16 protein-coding genes are annotated in these 18,205 nt (G+C 62.9%); 5 read left to right on the top strand and 11 right to left on the bottom strand.

Going from position 1 to position 18,205, the window contains the following annotated elements; all coding sequences use genetic code 11:
* Positions 1-192: 192 nt before the first annotated feature.
* The 3 genes from Q9Q94_RS16120 to Q9Q94_RS16130 form a co-directional block, all read right to left on the bottom strand.
* On the bottom strand, positions 193-531 hold the full coding sequence (locus Q9Q94_RS16120; RefSeq protein ID WP_305981157.1) for a zinc ribbon domain-containing protein YjdM: 339 nt from the start codon (positions 529-531) through the stop codon (positions 193-195).
* Positions 532-717: 186 nt separating this feature from the next.
* On the bottom strand, positions 718-1,932 hold the full coding sequence (locus Q9Q94_RS16125) for a DUF1343 domain-containing protein (RefSeq protein ID WP_305981158.1): 1,215 nt from the start codon (positions 1,930-1,932) through the stop codon (positions 718-720).
* On the bottom strand, positions 1,929-2,429 hold the full coding sequence (locus tag Q9Q94_RS16130; RefSeq protein WP_305981159.1) for a DOMON-like domain-containing protein: 501 nt from the start codon (positions 2,427-2,429) through the stop codon (positions 1,929-1,931). Before Q9Q94_RS16130 ends, Q9Q94_RS16125 begins: the two co-directional genes overlap by 4 nt.
* A gap of 292 nt (positions 2,430-2,721) precedes the next feature.
* On the opposite strand from Q9Q94_RS16130, the gene tyrS reads away from it, so the two are divergent.
* Positions 2,722-3,996, top strand: a complete 1,275-nt coding sequence (gene tyrS / locus Q9Q94_RS16135; RefSeq protein ID WP_305981160.1) for a tyrosine--tRNA ligase — start codon at positions 2,722-2,724, stop codon at positions 3,994-3,996.
* 59 nt (positions 3,997-4,055) lie between these two features.
* Here the strand turns inward: tyrS and dusA are convergent, their stop codons facing one another.
* Positions 4,056-5,051, bottom strand: coding sequence for a tRNA dihydrouridine(20/20a) synthase DusA (dusA, locus tag Q9Q94_RS16140; RefSeq protein WP_305981161.1), 996 nt, complete (start codon positions 5,049-5,051; stop codon positions 4,056-4,058).
* A gap of 79 nt (positions 5,052-5,130) precedes the next feature.
* Between dusA and Q9Q94_RS16145 the strand changes: the two genes are divergently transcribed.
* The gene (locus Q9Q94_RS16145) at positions 5,131-5,616 is read left to right on the top strand and encodes a hypothetical protein (RefSeq protein WP_305981162.1); all 486 of its coding nucleotides are present in this window, start codon (positions 5,131-5,133) and stop codon (positions 5,614-5,616) included.
* Positions 5,616-6,743 carry a class I SAM-dependent methyltransferase gene (locus Q9Q94_RS16150; protein ID WP_305981163.1) on the top strand — a complete coding sequence of 376 codons (1,128 nt, stop codon included), beginning with the start codon at positions 5,616-5,618 and terminating at the stop codon, positions 6,741-6,743. The genes Q9Q94_RS16145 and Q9Q94_RS16150 overlap by 1 nt, the downstream gene beginning before the upstream one ends.
* Before the next feature lie 233 nt (positions 6,744-6,976).
* Here the strand turns inward: Q9Q94_RS16150 and Q9Q94_RS16155 are convergent, their stop codons facing one another.
* The 5 genes from Q9Q94_RS16155 to Q9Q94_RS16175 form a co-directional block, all read right to left on the bottom strand.
* The gene (locus Q9Q94_RS16155; RefSeq protein ID WP_305981164.1) at positions 6,977-8,287 is read right to left on the bottom strand and encodes a DcaP family trimeric outer membrane transporter; all 1,311 of its coding nucleotides are present in this window, start codon (positions 8,285-8,287) and stop codon (positions 6,977-6,979) included.
* Positions 8,288-8,334: 47 nt separating this feature from the next.
* A complete protein-coding gene (locus Q9Q94_RS16160) occupies positions 8,335-9,069 on the bottom strand; it encodes an amino acid ABC transporter ATP-binding protein (RefSeq protein WP_305981301.1) in 735 nt (244 codons plus the stop codon).
* A 23-nt stretch (positions 9,070-9,092) separates the two neighbouring features.
* Complete coding sequence (locus Q9Q94_RS16165; RefSeq protein ID WP_305981165.1) at positions 9,093-9,848, bottom strand: amino acid ABC transporter permease; 756 nt, start codon at positions 9,846-9,848, stop codon at positions 9,093-9,095.
* 64 nt (positions 9,849-9,912) lie between these two features.
* A complete protein-coding gene (locus Q9Q94_RS16170; RefSeq protein WP_305981166.1) occupies positions 9,913-10,680 on the bottom strand; it encodes an ABC transporter substrate-binding protein in 768 nt (255 codons plus the stop codon).
* A 208-nt stretch (positions 10,681-10,888) separates the two neighbouring features.
* Positions 10,889-11,035 (bottom strand): hypothetical protein, encoded by a 147-nt coding sequence (locus tag Q9Q94_RS16175; RefSeq protein ID WP_305981167.1) that lies wholly within the window; start codon positions 11,033-11,035, stop codon positions 10,889-10,891.
* Positions 11,036-11,350: 315 nt separating this feature from the next.
* Here Q9Q94_RS16175 and Q9Q94_RS16180 point away from each other — a divergent pair, with 315 nt between their 5' ends.
* Positions 11,351-12,271 carry a LysR family transcriptional regulator gene (locus tag Q9Q94_RS16180; protein WP_305981168.1) on the top strand — a complete coding sequence of 307 codons (921 nt, stop codon included), beginning with the start codon at positions 11,351-11,353 and terminating at the stop codon, positions 12,269-12,271.
* Positions 12,272-12,390: 119 nt separating this feature from the next.
* A complete protein-coding gene (locus Q9Q94_RS16185) occupies positions 12,391-14,991 on the top strand; it encodes an EAL domain-containing protein (protein WP_305981169.1) in 2,601 nt (866 codons plus the stop codon).
* A 106-nt stretch (positions 14,992-15,097) separates the two neighbouring features.
* Here Q9Q94_RS16185 and Q9Q94_RS16190 read toward each other — a convergent pair whose 3' ends face one another.
* Positions 15,098-15,346, bottom strand: a complete 249-nt coding sequence (locus tag Q9Q94_RS16190; RefSeq protein WP_305981170.1) for a hypothetical protein — start codon at positions 15,344-15,346, stop codon at positions 15,098-15,100.
* 12 nt (positions 15,347-15,358) lie between these two features.
* Positions 15,359-18,040 (bottom strand): aminopeptidase N, encoded by a 2,682-nt coding sequence (pepN, locus tag Q9Q94_RS16195; protein WP_305981171.1) that lies wholly within the window; start codon positions 18,038-18,040, stop codon positions 15,359-15,361.
* Between the last annotated feature and the right edge of the window lie 165 nt (positions 18,041-18,205).

Consider the following 18,205-nt stretch of genomic DNA (forward strand, 5'->3'; position numbering starts at 1 on the left):
GCCAGCAGGGCGAACAGCGGCGTCAGGAAGAACAGCGCCGGGGCGAGGAACAGCGGCGCCAGATGGAGCAGCGCCAGTCGGAGCGCTCACGCGAGCCGCGCCGGGATGAGGAGCGCGAGCGCGGCGGGCGGCGCTAGGGGTAAAACGCAAGAGGCCGCGTGGGCGGCCTCTTGTTGCAGCGCGAGCGGTGGCTCAGACCTTCTTCAGGAAGCAGGCCTTGAGCATGAACTTGCCTTCGTCGAGCTTGCAGTCGACTTCGTGGTCACCGTCGCCCACCAGACGAATGCTCTTCACCTTGCTGCCCTGCTTGAGGGTGATCGACGAGCCCTTGACCTTCAGATCCTTGATCAGCACCACCGCGTCGCCGTCCTGCAGCACGGTGCCGTTGGAGTCGCGCACGATGCGGCTGTCTTCTTCCGTGGCCGCAGCGACTTGCGGGAATTCATGGCCGCAATCGGCGCAGACGTAGTTCTCGCCGTCCGGGTAGGTGTTTTCCATCGAACAGACGGGGCAGGCGGGAATGGCGGACATGGGTTTCAACTCGGCATGCATTAAGAAGCCGCGCAGTATACCCGCCCCGCGCAATGAGGCCTTGATCTGGATAGGGCTGCCGCCAAGCCGCTTCTGACAAGGGTCTTCATGCTGATGTGCCGGAGAGGCTTGTCAGGAAAGGGCTCTGGCGATGCCTGCCTGCAGCCCCAGGCAGGGCGCGGGTCTTCAGCGATAGAGCAGAAACGCCTCGCGTTCGGCGAGCCAGCTTTGTTCATCGGGCAGCGTGATGGCATCCAGATCGGCCGGCGTGGCCGCGGGATCGTCCACCCACTCGCGCAGCAGCGGCGAACCATTGATGAGGTCGATGGCGAGGCGCGCGTGTTCGTACTCGTAGGCGAAGTCGCGCCACAGCGGATAGACCGGGTACAGATTGCGGATGGCCTTGAAGGCCAGTGCCTGCAGGCGCCAGGGGCGGAAGGCGGCATGCGCGTAATGGGCGGTTTCGACATGGATCTGCACGCCACTGCAGAGTTTGCCGACATGCTTGTGGAAGGTTGGTTCGAACCAGATTTCGCGCAGCACGCAGCCGGCGAGCCAGTGCGGGGCGAGGCGGCGCATTTCTGCCAGCACGGCGCGCGCGTCGATGTCCGGGGCTCCGAAAATTTCCAGCGGGCGTGTGGTGCCGCGCCCTTCGGAGAGCGTGCAGCCCTCCAGCATCACCGTGCCGGCGTAGGCGCGCGCCATCGACAGATTGGCGGCATTCGGGCTGGGATTGATCCAGGCCCGCTCCTCCGGCCAGCCGTAGCCGGGCGCGGCTTCGGGCTGCCAGCCCTGCATCTCGATCACACGGTAGTCTAGCTGCAGGCCCAGCGTGGCGATGAACCAGTGGCCCAGCTCGCCCATCGTCAGGCCATGGCGCATGGGCAAGGCGCCGGCGCCGACGAAGCTCTCCCAGCCTTCGCGCAAGTGCAGACCTTCCACCGGACGGCCGGCGGGATTGGGACGATCCAGCACCCACACGGTCTTGCTGTGGTGCGCAGCCGCCTCCAGCACGTAACGCAGGGTTGTGATGAAGGTGTAGATACGGCAGCCCAGATCCTGCAGATCGACCAGCAGCACATCGAAGCTCGCCATCATCGCGTCGGTGGGGCGGCGCACCGTGCCGTAAAGGCTGAAGACGGGGATGCCCAGTTGCGGGTCGAGGTAGTCGGGTGATTCGACCATGTTGTCCTGCTTGTCGCCGCGCAGGCCGTGTTGCGGGCCGAACGCGGCGGACAGCGTGATCTCGGGGCAGGCGGCCAGCGCGTCGAGGGCGTGGTTCAGATCCCGCGTGACTGAAGCCGGGTGCGCCAGCAGGGCGACCCGTCTGCCCGTCAGCGGGGCGCGCAGGGCGGGGTCGGTGAGCAGGCGGTCGAGGCCGAAGAGAACGGGTTGGGTCATGATTTTTGGATATCCGGGGCGAAACGCAGCGTGAAGGCGCTGCTCTGGTGAAAGTCGGGACGCTCGCCGGGGTGGGCGAGTGCCCAGTAGCTGAGCGCGCCTGCGGTGGTTTCGATCACGGCGCTGAGACCGATCTGCCAGGGGCAGGCCGGCAGCAAACTGGCGGGCAGGCGGGCATCGAGTTCGAGCAGATCGGTGCTCTGGCGGACGCTGATTTCGGGCGCGGCCGCGGGTTGCCAGGCCGCGCGCTGGCGATAGGTGCTGAAGGCATAGGCCGCCCATTCGCCAGAGGGGGCGAGGTTGAATTCCCGATAGGCCGGCGAGTCCTGCTCCGCGAGGAACAGCTCGAAACAGCTGTGCTGCCACAGGCCATCCGTCGCACCCGGATCCGGCCGCGGCGCAGGAATCCGCAGCGCACCGATCTCGCCCTCCAGCCTGTAGCGCAGGTGCAGTGAGCCGTCCGGGTCAAACGCAAGCCCGGCGCTGAGCGTGCTCACTGCGGAGCAGGGTTGGGCGGGATGGCAGAGCAGAAGCTGTTGATGCGTCACGGCAGCGGACGGGAAAAGTGAAGGCGCTACTTTACCGGAGCTGCGCGATTTGGCGCATGCCCGCAGATCCGCTGCTGGCGGCTCTCTGCAGCCTGCTTGCTTGGAGAGGCTTGTGGCGGGCGGCTCTGCAAGACATGCCTGTTGGATGCGCTGCAGATGGGCGCGGGCGCGCGGGCAGGGGCCTGTTAGAATCACGCCTTGATCCGGCGCAGCGCGCGCCGCCATTTGTGGAGAAATTCTGATGTACCAGTCCCCCCTTCTGCAGGATCTGCATGCCCGTGGCCTGATTGCCCAGACCACCGACGCCGAGGCGCTCGACGAAATGCTCGCGAAGGGGTCTGTGACGCTGTATTGCGGCTTCGATCCGACCGCCGATTCGCTGCATCTGGGGCATCTGGTGCCGGTGCTGGTCCTGAAGCGTTTCCAGCAGGCCGGCCACAAGCCGATCGCGCTGGTGGGTGGTGCCACCGGCATGATTGGTGATCCGAGCTTCAAGGCCACCGAGCGCAAGCTCAATACGCCGGAAGTGATCGCCGGCTGGGTGGACAAGATCCGTGGGCAGGTCGCGCCCTTCCTTGATTTCGAGGGCCCCAACGCGGCCATCATGGCCAACAACTATGACTGGTTCAGCGGCATGGGCGCGCTGGAATTCCTGCGCGACATCGGCAAGCACTTCTCGGTGAATGCCATGATCAAGAAGGAATCGGTGCAGCAGCGCATCAACCGCGATGGCGAAGGCATCTCCTACACCGAGTTCTCCTACGCCTTGCTGCAGGGCTATGACTTCGCCGAGCTGAACCGTCGCTACAATTGCGTGCTGCAGATCGGTGGCTCGGATCAGTGGGGCAACATCACCGCCGGCACCGAGCTCACCCGGCGCATGAACCAGCAGCAGGGCTATGGCCTCACGCTGCCGCTGGTGACCAAGTCCGACGGCACCAAGTTCGGCAAGACCGAGTCTGGCGCCATCTGGCTGGACGCCAAGAAGACCTCGCCCTACGCTTTCTACCAGTTCTGGCTGAACACGGCGGATGCCGACGTGTACAAGTTCATGCATTACTTCAGCTTCCTCCCGGTGGAGCAAATTGCCGCCATCGAAGCGGCTGACAAGGCTGCCGAAGGTCGCCCGCAGGCCCAGCGCATCCTCGCCGAGCAGGCTACCGAGCTGGTCCACGGCAAGGCCGCGCTGGAAGCGGCGCAGCGCATCAGCGCCAGCCTGTTCTCCGGCGATCTGGCCTCGCTCACCGAGAGCGATCTGGAACAGCTCGCGCAGGATGGTGTGCCGGGCGTGGCGCTCGACAAAAGCCTCAGCAGCTTGATCGATGCACTGGTTGCCAGCGAACTGGCCAAGTCCAAGACCGAAGCGCGCAGCTTCATCCAGAGCGGTTCGGTGACGATCAACGGCCACAAGGCCGAAGCGATTGATCACGCCTTTGCCGACGCGGAGCGCCTGTTCGGCCGCTTCAGCCTGCTGCGCCGGGGCAAGAAGAATTACGCGATGATTCGCTGGAACTGAGTGTTCCTCCGCCACACAGCACAAGGGCCGCAGTTGCGGCCCTTGTGCTGTGTGGCGTGTCATTCTGCTGATTCAGGCAGGCGGATCTCGCGCCAGGCGCGCCGCAGCAGATCCGGTGTGGCGTCACGCAGCTCGGCAGGATCGGACAGCAGGCGCCGGAAGCTGCGCGCGCCTGGCAGGCCATTGGCGAGGCCGAGCAGATGGCGGCTGATCGCGCGCAGCGGAGTGCCGTGTTCCGTGGCTTCGCGTGCCGCGTACTCGACCATGCCCTCGATAATGGTTTCGCGGCTGGGCGCCCAGCTCGGGTCACAGAAGGCGCGTTCCCATTCGGCCAGCGCCCAGGGGTTCTGGTAAGCCTCGCGGCCGATCATCACACCGTCCACATGCTGCAGTTGTGCGCGGATGGCTTCGGTGGTGGCGAGCCCGCCGTTGAGGAGAATTTCGAGCTGCGGGAAGTCCTGTTTGAGCTGATGGGCGACCTCGTAGCGCAGCGGCGGAATCTCGCGGTTCTCTTTCGGCGAGAGGCCTTTCAGCCAGGCGTTGCGGGCATGCACGATGAAGGTGTGGCAGCCGGCGCTGGCGACGGTGTCGATGAAGCCATGCACGAAATCGTAGGTTTCGATCTGGTCGATGCCGATGCGGTGTTTGACCGTAACGGGCAGTTTCGTCGCGGCGCACATCGCTGCGACGCAATCGGCCACCAGTTGTGGCTCGTTCATCAGGCAGGCACCAAAGGCCCCGCGCTGCACCCGTTCCGAGGGACAGCCACAGTTCAGGTTGACCTCGTCGTAGCCCCATTCTTCAGCCAGTTGCGCGCAGCGCGCCAGATCGGCGGGCTCGCTGCCGCCGAGTTGCAGGGCGACGGGGTGCTCGGCCTCGCCGAAGCGCAGATGGCGCGGCACATCGCCGTGCAGGAGCGCTCCGGTGGTGACCATCTCGGTGTACAGCCAGGCATGCGGGGCAAGCAGGCGATGGAAGTGACGACAATGACGGTCGGTCCAGTCGAGCATGGGGGCGACCGAGATACGGCGCGGAGACAGGGCTGCAGAGTTCATGGCCGGCATTTTACGTTGCGCAGGCGGAACCTGAGCATGCGGGCCTGTTAGCATTGAGCCTTGGCCGAGGAGAATTGCAATGAACGTGGCAAAGTGGATGAGTCTGGGGCTGGTCAGTGTTGTTCTGGCAGCGTGTGCCAGCATACAGGGCGTGGAACATTTCAAGCCCGGTACGGTGAGCATCGAGCAGGTGCGGGCGCGCGAAAAGCCCTCGGCCGAGTGGAAGAATGCCGACGGCACGCTGACGCTGGAATACGATGCCCGGCCCGACACCGATCAAAATCTGATGCTCGACTTTGACGACAAGGGTCGGCTGAGCGCGATACGCGAGGTGATTACGCTCGAGAATCTGGCTCTGTTGCGTCTGGCGATGACCAAGATGGAGGTCCGGCGCATTCTGGGCAATCCGCGGCATGTGTCAAAAGATGGTGTGACCGGCGGTGAATTCTGGGAATGGCCGCTGGATTTGCCTGATTCGACTCTGCCGCAGAACCAGATTAGCGTGCTGTTCCATCCGGTGGCCGATGGCGTGGTGCGCATCACCCGATCCGTGCGCTATCCGTGATGGCCGGCAACGTTGAGGTACCCCGTCTGAGCTGGCAGGAGGGCGGGCTGACGCATTCAGCCTTGTGGCGCGCGGAAAACGGCGCCCTGCCTCCCCGGCGTATCGAGATTGCCGATGACAGCCTGAGTGCTGATGCGGCCTATCGTCTGGTTTGTGAAGGGACTGCGCTGCTGTGGCGTGGCGACTTCCAGAATGCCCGCCTGCTGCTGGATGCGCTGAAGCGGCGTATCGAGCGCAAGCCGCGCAAGATCACCGCTGCGATGCCCGAAGCCTTCCACCTGCACCGGCAGGCGCAGGCGCAGCGTGCCCGCACGCTGGGCATGCTGCTGCTGCCGCTGGCGGCGGATTACACGGTGCCGCTGCGGCGTGCTCCGGAGGTGCAGGTAGCCTGTCTGGAAACCTATGGCCCCGGCGCCGAGGATTCGGTGGTGTCGCTGCGCGAACTGCTGAGTCTGATCAGTGCGCATGAATGGCGCAAGAAAGGTGTGATGGTCCTGCCGCTGGGTGCGCGCATCCATCCGCATTACGGGGTGTTTTCGCCGGTGCGTGGCGAATATCTGGATCTCATCCAGCAGGCTGATTTGCCCTCCACCGAACTGGCTTTCGACATCGGCACGGGTACCGGCGTGATCGCCGCCTTGCTCGCCAAGCGGGGGGTGGCGCAGGTCATTGCGACGGAGCTGGCTCCGCGTGCGCTGGCCTGCGCGCGTGACAACATCGCCCGGCTGGGCTATGCCAAGAAGGTGGAGGTGATCGAGGCCGATCTGTTCCCGCCCGGCTGTGCCCCGCTGATCGTGTGCAACCCGCCCTGGTTGCCGGGCAAACCCACTTCGATGCTGGAGCACGCCGTCTATGATCCGGACAGCCAGATGCTGCGCGGCTATCTCGCTGGCTTGGCCGAGCATCTGACGCCCAAGGGCGAGGGCTGGCTGATCCTCTCCGATCTGGCTGAACATCTTGGCTTGCGTACGCGGACGCAGTTGCTGGAGTGGATCGCCGCCGCCGGTCTGCGTGTGTTCGGACGCCACAATATCCGTCCGCAACATCCGCGCAGCAAGGATGCTTCCGACCCCTTGCATGTGGCGCGTGCGGCCGAGATGACGACACTTTGGCGGCTGGGTGCCTGAGGCGATTTTCGCGAGCCAACCAGACTTCGAACAGCCTGCCTGATTGCTGACGGCCTGTCTGAAGAGGCGCATGCAGCGGCATTCTTCAGCTCATCTGCCTGAAGAGTGCCGTGCGGATTGGCTCTTCGGGAGCCATGTCTGAAGAAGTCCGCCAGATGCGGCTCTCCGGGCGATCGTACAGATGTGAAAAAGCCGGCTTGCGCCGGCTTTTTGCTTGCTGCGAACAGACCGGATCAGTTGCCGAACGAGTAGGTCGCAGCAAAGTTCAGGCGCGGTTCGGTGCCGCTGCGACCATCCAGCGTCTCGCGGTGCGACCACATGAATTCGCTGCCCAGCTCGACATTGGCAATCGGCGCCCAGATCAGGCCGACCGTACCCGACTTCACCGAGCGGTTGGCATCGCCACTGGCGACGGTGATGTACTCACCGCCGAGGGTGCGTTGCTGACCGTAGGTCACGCTGCCGCGCAGGGTGTCGGAGAACTTCTGCTGCACGCCAACGACCACGCCCAGTTCCTTGGGCAGATAGACCTTGTTTTCGGTGCTGTCGGCAGCGGCGCCAACCGATTCGTTGAAGAAACGGCCCATGCCCTTGCCGTAGCTGGTGCTGGCCAGCAGGGCGGTTGTGTCGGTCAGGACGTAGTGGCCGCCAAGCCCGACGCCATAGCCGCGCTTGGAGCCGGTGGTGTTTTCGCTCTTGATCGCGTTTTCGGTGGTCACACCGCGCAGTGCAACATGGCCCCAGTCAGCCGCTTTTTCCCAGCGCAGGACCAGATCCGGCGTACGGGTCATTTCGTCGCCGCTGGTGGCGCCGCCATTCGCCTTCATTTCCAGTGCTGCGATGAAGTTGCCGGCGTTCGGCGTCACATAGGTGTAGCGGATCTGCGGCTGGCGCAGCGAGGTGTTGCCGGTCGGGCCGTTGAAGTCGACGGTTTCCGGGGTGGAGTCCAGATCCATGAAGGTGGACCAGGTCTGACCCACCAGCCAGGAACCCAATTGGCCGTAGGCGTGACGCAGACGGAAGATGCCGCTGCCGGTGGTGTTGTAGAAGTCAGCTTCAACCTTGGTGTTCAGCGAACCGTACTTGGTCGGGGTGAAGGCTTCCACTCCGAAGCGGGAGGCCTTGGTGAACATGTAGGACTCGCCGCGACGGGAAGCTTCCGGCGAGCCGGTCAGAGCGATCGAGGGTTGATAGGCAGCGTAGTCGCCGATGCTGGCGTTGTTGCGGCCGCCGAAGTTATGCACGGCATCCAGACGGGCGAAACCATAGACGTGAACGGATGTTTCCTCGCCAGCGCGGCGGATGGAACCCGGAGTGTCGCCCTTGACGACGGCTTCCTTGCCTTGTGCCTCGATCTGGTTGGCCAGTTCCTTGCGCTCGTCAGCATCCTTGGCTTGTGCAGCCTTGAGATCCTGAACCTGCTTCTGCAGTTCGGCGATCTGCTTTTCCAGCTTGTCGAGGATCGGGTCGGTTGCTGCGAATGCCGAACAGCTCAGAGCTGCGGCGACAGCGGCGACCAGTGCGCGCTTGCTCATCGTCTTCATGGATCGTACTCCCTTGCGTATCAGTGGTTGGGTTGGTGCGGTGAAACTCAGGCCGCGTGCTTGATCTGCTTCAGGAAAGCCTGGGCGCGCGGATGATTCGGGTTGCTGAAAAACTGTTGCGGGTCGGTACTTTCTTCAACAATGCAGCCGTGGTCGAAGAAGATCACGCGGTCAGCCACTTCACGGGCAAAGCCCATTTCGTGGGTCACGATCAGCATGGTCATGCCGCTTCTGGCCAGATCGCGCATGACGAGCAGCACTTCATTGACCATTTCTGGATCAAGCGCCGAAGTGGGCTCGTCAAAGAGCATGATCTTGGGCTGCATGGCCAGTGCGCGGGCAATCGCCACGCGCTGCTGCTGGCCACCGGACAGCTGGCTCGGATATTTGTGGGCGTGGGCCGAGAGGCCGACGCGTTCGAGCAGTTCCAGCGCGACCTGAGTCGCCTTTTCATCACTCCACTTGCGCACGCGGCGCGGCGCGAGAGTGATGTTGTCCAGCACGGTCATGTGCGAAAACAGGTTGAAGCTCTGGAAAACCATGCCGACTTCGGTGCGCACCGCGTCGATGTGCTTGAGGTCGTTGTCGAGTTCGATACCGTCGACCATGATGCGGCCGGAATCATGCTTTTCAAGCTGGTTGATGGTGCGCAGCAGCGTCGATTTGCCGGAGCCCGAAGGCCCGATGATGCACACCACCTCACCTTCCTTGAAGGTGACGGAGACGCCGTTGAGCGCGGTGAATGCGCCCCAGGATTTGCGCACGTGTTCAACGTGGATGATGGGTTTGCCGTCGCGCATGTTCGTCACCGTTTGCCGACTGCCAGCTTGCGCTCCAGCGCAGCGGCGAATTGAGTGAAGGTTGTGGTGAGCAGCAGGTAGATCACTGCGACGGTGATGAATACCGGCACCGGCTGGAAGCTTTCTGCCTGCACCCGCGAGCTGGCCATGGACAGCTCGACCACGCCAATCGCATAAGCCAGTGAGGAGTCCTTGAGCAGCGCAACCATGTTGTTGGCCAGTGGCGGCAGCGAAATGCGTACGGCCTGTGGCAGGACGATGTCCCAGAAGGTGTAGAGCGAGCTCAGGCCCAGCGAGCGGGCGGCTTCAACCTGGCCAAGCGGCACGGCGTTGATGCCGGCGCGGATCACCTCGGCGTTGTAGGCTCCGACGTTCAGCGAGAGTGCTATGACAGCTGTCCAGAACTCCGACAGGCGCAATTGCGGAACCATTGCCGGCAGCGCCAGAAAGAAGAACAGGATCTGCAGCAGCAGCGGAGTACCGCGGACAACCCATACATACAGGTCTGCCAGCCAGCGCATGGGGGGCAGATGCGAGCGTTTGCCCAGCGCGGCGAGCACGCCGAGGATCAGGCCGAACACGCTGGCCCACAGGGTGAGTTCGATGGTAGTCAGGGCGCCGTCGGAAAACTGCTGGGCTGCCGGGCCGATGGGGGCCGGCAGGGCTGCCAGCGGCAGGGCCATCAGCCACAGAATCAGGCCCAGACCAAGTACCGAGCCGACGAGGATCAGCGCGTCGCGATCTTTGAGTTTATGGATCATGTGTTCAACAAGTCGGCGGGCAGCGCCAGGCTGCCCGCTGTTTCAGCAAGGAGTTCGTTCCGGCTCAGTTGGAGCAGGAAATATCTTCCTGGAAGTACTTCTCGGAAATGGCTTTGAGGGTTCCGTCTGCCTTGATGGCAGCCAAGCCCTTGTTGAGCTGCTCACGCAGTTCCTGATTGCCCTTGCGCAGGATCATGGCGTCGCGTTCGACAAACACCATCTCGCCGGCCTTGAGGCCTTCGGAGGCATTCTTGGCCAGAGCGGCCTTGGCGACGAAACGGTCGGTGATCCAGGCGTCAACACGGCTGCCCAGCAGGGCCTGCAGTGCGTCGGTATCCTTCGGATAGGTTTTCACTTCCTTGGCGCCGCTGACCTTTTTGGCGGCGTCGGCATACGTGGTGGCCAGTTGTACACCGAGCACCTTGCCACTCAGTTCCGCAGCCTTGAGTGGTCCGCCTGTCTTGGCAATGATCTGGCCGCCCGAGCAGTAGTGAGGAGTGGTGAAGTCCACCGATTTCTGACGCTCTTCCGTGATGCCGTGGCTGGCAATGGCGACGTCGAAACGATCCTGACGGATGCTGGCGATCAGTGCGTCAAAGGCCAGCGCACGCCATTCAACCTGCAGGCCGAGTTTCTTGGCGACGGCTTCCATCACGTCGATTTCATAACCGGTGAGCTTGGCGCCATGGAAATAGTTGAACGGAGGATAGGCGCCTTCGCTTGCTGCGACGATGGTGCCGGACTGCTTGATGCTTGCCCAGTCACGAGCCTGAACGGTTGTGGCGGCACAGACGAGGCCGATGGCTAACGCGAGAGTGTGAATGGCACGCATTGGGTCGCTTCTCCGAAAAAGGTAAGAAATGCAAACTAAAGCAGGTACGCCATGGTATGGAAAACGCACAGCACTGTCCACGCGCAAACCTACCGCTTTGGTTTAATTTCGGGTATTCGGGAAAACGAATGAGCACCAGTGGCCGCAAGGCCTGCGTACTTCCCAAGGGCTCGCGAGATGCGCCCCCGGGATATGTGTCTGTGACGAACTATTGTCCGTGGTAGGCGAACAGCGCTATGGCTGCAACGGCGTAGGGGATCAGCGTGCAGGTGAGCGCGAAAAGTACTTCGCATGCCCGGGTGGACAGATGTAGACGAGGCTGTGCCGGAATCTGGGTGTGAAGAGCGAGTTTCATGATGATTTCCTTGCTGAGGGGCGTGGTTCGCCGATGCGCAGCGTGCTGCACGGCATTGCGGACGCCCTGGGAGTGATTGGATTCAGTGCGAGGGACGGTGACGCGATGGCTCGGGGCACATCGCTGCATCGCGGAATGACAATTCGCGGCGAATCGAGGCAAGGAAACTGTGGACTGCCATCAGGCGCCTTGCGCTTACCCCGCAGGAAGTGCGGTTGGACATGGGGTCACCTCAGTGTTGTGAAGCTATGTGCTTGAACTATAGGCGTGCTTCTGGTCGAATAGGGCTAATTCATTGTTCGGAAATACAAGACAATGCCGGCTCTTCAAAACTACTCCGAGTTGCAGACTTTTCTTGCTGCGGCTGAACTGGGTTCGTTTTCTCTGGCGGCCAAGCGCCTGGGGCTGGCGCGGTCGACGGTGAGTGCGCAGATCCAGTCGCTGGAGCGGGTTCTGGGCTTGCCCCTGTTTCACCGCACGACACGCCATGTGTCGTTGACGGCCGAAGGAGAGCGCTACGCTGAACGCGCAGCGGTGCTGGTCAGCGGGCTGGAGGAGTTGAACGCCGAGTTCTCGCAGCGCGCCGGGCGGGTGGCGGGCCATCTGCATGTACAAATGACCGAGTCGATTGCCAATACGCTGGTGCTGCCGCGCATGGCCGAGTTTCTGCGCGCCTATCCCGATCTGGCCTTGCGCATCTCGCTGTCGGAGCGGGCGCCGGACCTGGCTGAAGAGGGGATTGATGTTGCCTTGCGTCTGTCGGACAACAAGGACTCCGCGTACCGCTACAAGCGCTTCGGACAGGTCAGTTTCGTGATGGCGGCGAGCCCGGCCTATCTGGCCCGGTTTGGCGTGCCGCGCCACCCGAATGATCTGCTGCGGCACCAGACGATTGATTTTTTTGATGCTGATGCCGGACGGGCAATTGATTATGTGCTGGTCAAGGGGCGCGAGAAGATCACGGTTACGGCAGACGGTGATCTGGCCGTCGACAATGCCCGTGCCGGCTTGACCTGTGCGTTGGCCGGGCTGGGTATTTACGAGGATTTCGATTTCCTGCTGCGCCCGCATTTGCAGGAAGGCAAGCTGCTGCGGGTGTTGCCTGACTGGAAGCGCCCTGGTCCGGCGGTGCTCGCGCTGTATCCGAGCGGGCGACAGAATTCGGCCCCGGTGCGGGCTTTTCTGCGCTTTCTGGATGGTGTGCTGGGGCCCGCGCTGAAGCCGGCCCGTGAGTAGCTTGTCGCGAGCGGGCATCGCTCTGACGGGTTTTTGCTTGCGATCGGCGCGGAATGCTTGAATTTTCGCTGGAATGCGGCATTGTTCCGGAAGATTCTTTTTAGCAGACGCGCCACCGCATGCCGGTTACTTCACTGCGTTCCATCTTCATCGTGCTGGCCATGGCTGCCTTCATCCTGCTCGGCCTGGGCGGAATGATTGCGTGGACGGGCATGCGAACCGACGTGGATGCGATGAACCAGCGTTCGGTTCCGGCCTTGCTGGCGGTCAGCGACATCAGCGCGAGCTACAAGGAGGTCCGCTCCCTGTTGCTGGCCATGTCCGTTGAAAAGGATGAGCGCTTGCGCGACATTCTGGGGGAACGGGTGGCCAGCCATGTCGGACGCCTGTCGGTGGCGGTCAGCGGCCTGCGTGGGCTGGGAATGGACTCCGCCTCGCTCGAAGAAGTGTCGGGAGCGTTTTTCGGTGCGGTGAACGAAGTCGCGCGGACCGCCAGACAAGGCCGTCGCGATGAGGCGGTGGCACTGATCTACTCGTCGGTGATCCCGGCGGAACAGAACATGGCTGCATATGTCGACGGCATCCGCCGGGAACTGCTGGCTCAGCAGAAGGCTCTGGATGAAAGCCTCAGCTATGGCGGCCTGACCCTGTTTGCCTATTGCCTGATCGGTATCGCTCTGGGGCTGGCCTTGCGCCAGATCGCCCTGCCGTCGGTGTCTGCCCTGATGCCTCCCGGAGAAGAGGTGCTGGTGTCGCGTGAAATCGCGCTGATGATGCACTCTTATACAGGCAGCGTGATCCTGGCCTCACTGGTGACGTCTGCTGCGCTGGTCGCGGTATTTCTCGGCCACCCCAATCGCTTGATGCTGTATTACTGGTGGGCGGTGGCGCTGGGGGTGCTGGCGACCCGGACGGCCGGCTACCTGCGCTGGTTCCGGGTGCGTGAAACCAGTTTTGATGGACGGACGGCAATCCGCAATTTCGGTGCGGGTAGTGTCGCATCGGCGGTGACCTGGGCGGTGTTCCCCTTCCTGTTCTTTGCCGAGGCGACTCAGGTGCAGCGGATGGCCATGGCTTTTGTCTATGCAGCGATGGCAGGGGCCGGCAGCGCGGTGCTGTCACCGTCGCGGCGGGTTTCGCTGGTGTATCTGTGCCTGCTTTTATTGCCCCAGGTGGGGTTCTTCGCGCTTGCGGGGTCGCGCATTGATCTGACGGTAGCGGTGATGTGCGCAGGTATGCTGGGCTTGCTGGTTTACTCAAGCAGCAGTGCGCGGCGGATTACCCTCTCGGCCCTGCTGCTGAGCCGTGAAAACAAGCGTCTGGCCGAAGAGTCGGTGACGCGTCAGCTGGAGCTGGAGAATCTCAACACCTCTCTGGAAGATCGCGTGCATGAGCGGACCATCATGCTCGAACTGGAAGTGGATGCGCGGGAAGCCTATGCCTTGCAACTCAAGGATCTGGCGCTGCATGACCCGCTGACGGGCCTGCTCAACCGGCGTGCGCTGGCCGAGCAGATGGACGAGATCCTCGCCTGCGCTGCCGGAGTGGGCATGGGCGTGCAGGTGCTGTTCATTGATCTGGACCGTTTCAAGGAGGTCAATGATGTGCAGGGGCATTTCATTGGCGACCAGGTGCTGATTGAAGTGGCCCAGCGTTTGCGCCGGGCTCTGCCCGAACCTGCGCTGGTGGCGCGCTGGGGAGGCGACGAATTCGTGGCGGTGGTGCCGGTGGTGGCGGGGCGCAATCTGGTGCCTGCGATCCGCAGCAGTCTGGCTGATCCGATCCGGGTACGTGACAACGAAGTGCGCATTGACGCGAGCATCGGCATTTCCCTTTCTCCCGAGCAAGGGCGGGACGTAGACGCACTGGTGCGCCAGGCGGATGTGGCGATGTATCAGGCCAAGCTGAAAGGCCGTTCGGGCGCGCAGATCTACGATACGGCGATGGGTGACCAGCTGCGGCGGCTGCATGAACTGGGGCAGGCCCTGCGTGAAGCGCTGGAGCGCGATGCGTTGAACGTGGTGTTCCAGCCCATCGTGCCGCAGGTTCCGGGGCTGACTCCGAAGATGGAGGCGCTGCTGCGCTGGCAGCACCCGGTGCGTGGCGCGGTGTCCCCGCGGGAGTTCATTGCGATTGCCGAAGATGCCGGTCTGATCGGCAAGCTTGGCCGCTGGGTTCTGGTGCACTCCTGCCGCGAAGCGCTGGCATGGGATGATGCCACCGTGATTTCCGTGAATGTTTCGGCTCTGCAGGTCATGTCAGGCGAGCTGCTGGAGGATGTGCGGGCCGCCCTGCAGGAAACCGGCTTGCCGGCAGAGCGGCTGGAACTGGAGCTGACCGAGAGCGTGTTTGTCCACGATATCGGAGCGATCGCCCGGGTGCTGGGCAGTCTGCGCGAGATGGGTGTGCATATCGCGATTGATGATTTCGGGACGGGCTATTCCTCGCTGTCCTACCTCAATCGCCTGCCTATCGACACGATCAAGATCGACCGCAGCTTTGTGCTGGCAGCCGATCATGATGGCGATCAGATGCTGCGCGCCATCTTGGGCATGGCCCGGGGTTTCGGGTGCCGGGTGGTGGCCGAAGGGGTGGAAAGCACGGCGCAGCTGGAGATGCTGCGCCGCCTGGGCACTGATTACATTCAGGGAGACAGTCTCAGCGCGCCCTTGCTGCCTGCCGCAGCCAGAGCCTGGACGCAGCAGACTGTTGCCGTGTGAAGCCGCATGGGGCGGGCGTCTCCAGTATGGCGTGCTGGAGATCCTCATCTGTGCTGGCTGTCCGGGGTGGTATGCTGGAGAAGTCCGTCCGGAGCCGCTTTGCGGGTTATAGTCCGTCTGCGCTGGTGGCGACCGCCGCATCGGCGGCGAAGCTCACCGAGATGTAGCGCCGGGCGTCGCCCCAGGTGCATTTCTTCATCATCAGGATTTCCGAACACTGCGTGGGCTGGCCGAGCACGGCCTGCACCTCGGCCATGCTCATGCCGGTGTGCAGCTTGGCGTAGTTGTCGGCGGTCACTGCGCTGCAGGCCGTGAGCAGGATGGCCAGCAGACCGGTGATGATAGGTTTGCGCATCGTGGGTTCCTCTCAACTCAAAGCTTTGCCGACAACTTCGGCGACATCGCTGGACAGCCCTTCTTGCGCATGGATGCGTTCGAGCTGGGTACGGGCCTGGACCTGACGGGTACTGTCGAACTTCTTCCAGCGATCGAAGCAGCGCGCGATGCGCGAAGCGACCTGCGGGTTGAGCGGGTCGAGCTGCAGGATCACGTCGGCAGCCAGCTTGTAGCCCGAGCCGTCGGCGGCGTGGAAATGTTTCGGGTTGGCTGCGCAGAATGCGCGCACCAGCGCATACACCTTGTTCGGGTTGCGGATGTCGAAGGCCTCGTGAGTCATCAGGGCGCGCACATCGGCCGTGGTGCCGGGCAGGCGCGAAGTGGCCTGCACCTGCAGCCATTTGTCGACAACCAGTGCTTCGTCGCGCCAGCGGGTGTAAAAGCTGTCGAGCAAGGCATGACGGGCCGGAATGTCGAAGTTGGCCACCGCCCCCAGCGCGGCAATGCTGTCGGTCATGTTGCCGGCGGTCTCGAAATGGCCGATCACCAGCGCTTGTGCGCCCGGTTCATCAAGCTCGGCCAGGTAGCCGAGACAGGCATTGCGCAGCGCGCGCTTGCCGGATTGCACACCTTCAGGCGAGTACGGAGCGTCCTCCTTCAATTCGAGGTAGGCCGAGAGGAAGGCCTCGCGCAGCTCGCGCGCCAGATGACGGCGCAGACCGAGACGGGCGGCGTGGATGGCGTCCGGATCGACGACTTCCATTTGCTCGGCCAGCACATTCTCGGAGGGCTGCATCAGGGCTTCCGCCACCAGTGCGGGGTCGCCTCCGTCAACAAACGCTGCGCCCAGCAGGCGTGCCATGGCCAGCACGTAGTCCTGCGGAATCCAGTCGGCGCTTTCTCCACGGCCTTGCTGGAATGCCGCCGTCCCGGCGAGCAGGATGTCGGTAGCCAGACGCTGACCGGCCTCCCAGCGATTCACCGCGTCGCGGTCGTGCGCCATCAGGTGTGTCAGCTGGGCGGTGGTGTAGGGATAGTCCAGGATTACGGGGGCCGAGAAACCGCGCAGCAGCGAGGGGACCGGCTCTGCTGCGATGTTTTCAAAAACGAAGACCTGTTTCGCTTCACGTAGCTGCAGCGTGCGCTGGGTTCCTGCTGGTGAAGCTTCTCCGGTCAGTTGCAACGGCAGTTCGCCGCCATCCGCGTCAATCAGGCCAAGCACGATGGGCAGGTGGTAAGGCCCGCGCGGCAACTCCAGACCATCCTGCGCCATCCGGGTTTCGTAAGGTGTGGGGGCGAACTGTTGTTCCACCTCCAGGGTATAGCGGTTAGTGGTGGCATCAAACTGGCTGCGCACGATCAGGCGCGGGGTGCCGGCCTGGCTGTACCAGCGCTTGAACTGGGTCAGATCCAGACCCGAAGCGTCCTGCATGGCCGCCACGAAATCCTCGCAGGTCACGGCCTGGCCGTCGTGGCGGGCAAAGTAGAGATCCATGCCGTGACGGAAAGCATCCTTGCCGATCAGGGTGTGAATCATGCGGATCACTTCCGCGCCCTTTTCGTACACCGTGGCGGTGTAGAAATTGTTGATCTCGGCATAGCTCTCCGGACGGATCGGGTGGGCCATCGGGCCTGCGTCCTCGGGGAACTGTGCCGCCCGCAGGGTGCGTACTTCCTGGATGCGGGTGACGCCGGCGGAATGAACATCCATGCCGAACTGCTGATCGCGGAAGACCGTGAGACCTTCTTTCAGCGAGAGCTGGAACCAGTCGCGGCAGGTCACGCGGTTGCCGGTCCAGTTGTGGAAGTACTCGTGGGCGACTACACGGTCGATGTTCTGGTAGTCGGTGTCGGTGGCCGTGTCGGGGCGCGCGAGCACGTACTTGGTGTTGAAGATGTTGAGGCCCTTGTTCTCCATCGCCCCCATGTTGAAGTCGCCGACCGCGACGATCATGTAGTGGTCCAGATCCATCTCCAGACCGAAAACATCCTCGTCCCACTTCATGGATTTCTTCAGTGCGGCCATGGCGTGATCGCACTGATCAAGCTTGCCCGGCTCTACGTATACCGCGCAGCGGACGCGGTGGCCGGAAGTTGTGGTGTAGAAGTCTTCCAGCATCTCCAGCTTTGCCGCGACGCACGCGAAGAGATAGGCGGGTTTGGGGAAGGGATCGACCCAGCGGGCCCAGTGACGACCGTTCTCCTCATCGCCGCTGGCGACCGGATTGCCGTTGGCGAGCAGGACCGGAAAACTGGCCTTGTCGGCGTGCAGTGTGCAGCTGAACTTCGCCATGACGTCCGGACGGTCTGGATAGAAGGTGATGCGGCGGAAGCCTTGCGCCTCGCACTGGGTGAAATACCCGTCCTTCGAGCGGTACAGGCCGGAGAGCTGGGTGTTGTGATCCGGTTCGATGCGAACGACGGTGTCCAGCACGAAGGTATCTGGCACCTGAGGAATCGTGAGCAGATCGTCCTTCAGGCTGTATTCTCCGGGTTGCAACTCACGGCCATCCAGGCTCAGGGTTTCGAGTTGCAGATCCTCGCCGTTGAGCACCAGCGCGCCGCTCGTGTCTGCCGGATTGCGGCGCATGATCAGGCGGCTGGCGACGCGTGTGAAACCTGCGTGAATCGAGATGTCCAGCTCTGCCGTGTCCATGAAACAGGCGGGCGCGGTGTAATCCTTGAGATAGATGGTGGCAGGAGTGGTGTTCATTTTTCAGGCTGCGTAAGGGACAGGAGAAGTGTAACCGAGCGGCCGGATGGGTGGTTCAGAGGATGTGCTTTGATCGGCATCAACGGCTAGTGGCGCGGGGTGTGCTTAGCTTCGCACACAACAAACAGACAGCGTCATGGCGTTGTCAGCCCTGTAGACAATTTC

Source organism: Uliginosibacterium sp. 31-16, assembly GCF_030730865.1.
Lineage (GTDB): Bacteria > Pseudomonadota > Gammaproteobacteria > Burkholderiales > Rhodocyclaceae > Uliginosibacterium.

Excerpts from the sequence above, each read along its gene's own strand:
- pepN (WP_305981171.1), bottom strand. The coding sequence starts at position 18,040 with ATGAACACCACTCCTGCCACCATCTATCTCAAGGATTACACCGCGCCC.
- Q9Q94_RS16120 (WP_305981157.1), bottom strand. The coding sequence starts at position 531 with ATGTCCGCCATTCCCGCCTGCCCCGTCTGTTCGATGGAAAACACCTAC.
- Q9Q94_RS16170 (WP_305981166.1), bottom strand. The coding sequence starts at position 10,680 with ATGCGTGCCATTCACACTCTCGCGTTAGCCATCGGCCTCGTCTGTGCC.
- Q9Q94_RS16180 (WP_305981168.1), top strand. The coding sequence starts at position 11,351 with ATGCCGGCTCTTCAAAACTACTCCGAGTTGCAGACTTTTCTTGCTGCG.
- Q9Q94_RS16165 (WP_305981165.1), bottom strand. The coding sequence starts at position 9,848 with ATGATCCATAAACTCAAAGATCGCGACGCGCTGATCCTCGTCGGCTCG.
- Q9Q94_RS16185 (WP_305981169.1), top strand. The coding sequence starts at position 12,391 with ATGCCGGTTACTTCACTGCGTTCCATCTTCATCGTGCTGGCCATGGCT.
- Q9Q94_RS16125 (WP_305981158.1), bottom strand. The coding sequence starts at position 1,932 with ATGACCCAACCCGTTCTCTTCGGCCTCGACCGCCTGCTCACCGACCCC.
- Q9Q94_RS16190 (WP_305981170.1), bottom strand. The coding sequence starts at position 15,346 with ATGCGCAAACCTATCATCACCGGTCTGCTGGCCATCCTGCTCACGGCC.
- tyrS (WP_305981160.1), top strand. The coding sequence starts at position 2,722 with ATGTACCAGTCCCCCCTTCTGCAGGATCTGCATGCCCGTGGCCTGATT.
- Q9Q94_RS16145 (WP_305981162.1), top strand. The coding sequence starts at position 5,131 with ATGAACGTGGCAAAGTGGATGAGTCTGGGGCTGGTCAGTGTTGTTCTG.
- Q9Q94_RS16150 (WP_305981163.1), top strand. The coding sequence starts at position 5,616 with ATGGCCGGCAACGTTGAGGTACCCCGTCTGAGCTGGCAGGAGGGCGGG.
- Q9Q94_RS16175 (WP_305981167.1), bottom strand. The coding sequence starts at position 11,035 with ATGAAACTCGCTCTTCACACCCAGATTCCGGCACAGCCTCGTCTACAT.
- Q9Q94_RS16155 (WP_305981164.1), bottom strand. The coding sequence starts at position 8,287 with ATGAAGACGATGAGCAAGCGCGCACTGGTCGCCGCTGTCGCCGCAGCT.
- dusA (WP_305981161.1), bottom strand. The coding sequence starts at position 5,051 with ATGAACTCTGCAGCCCTGTCTCCGCGCCGTATCTCGGTCGCCCCCATG.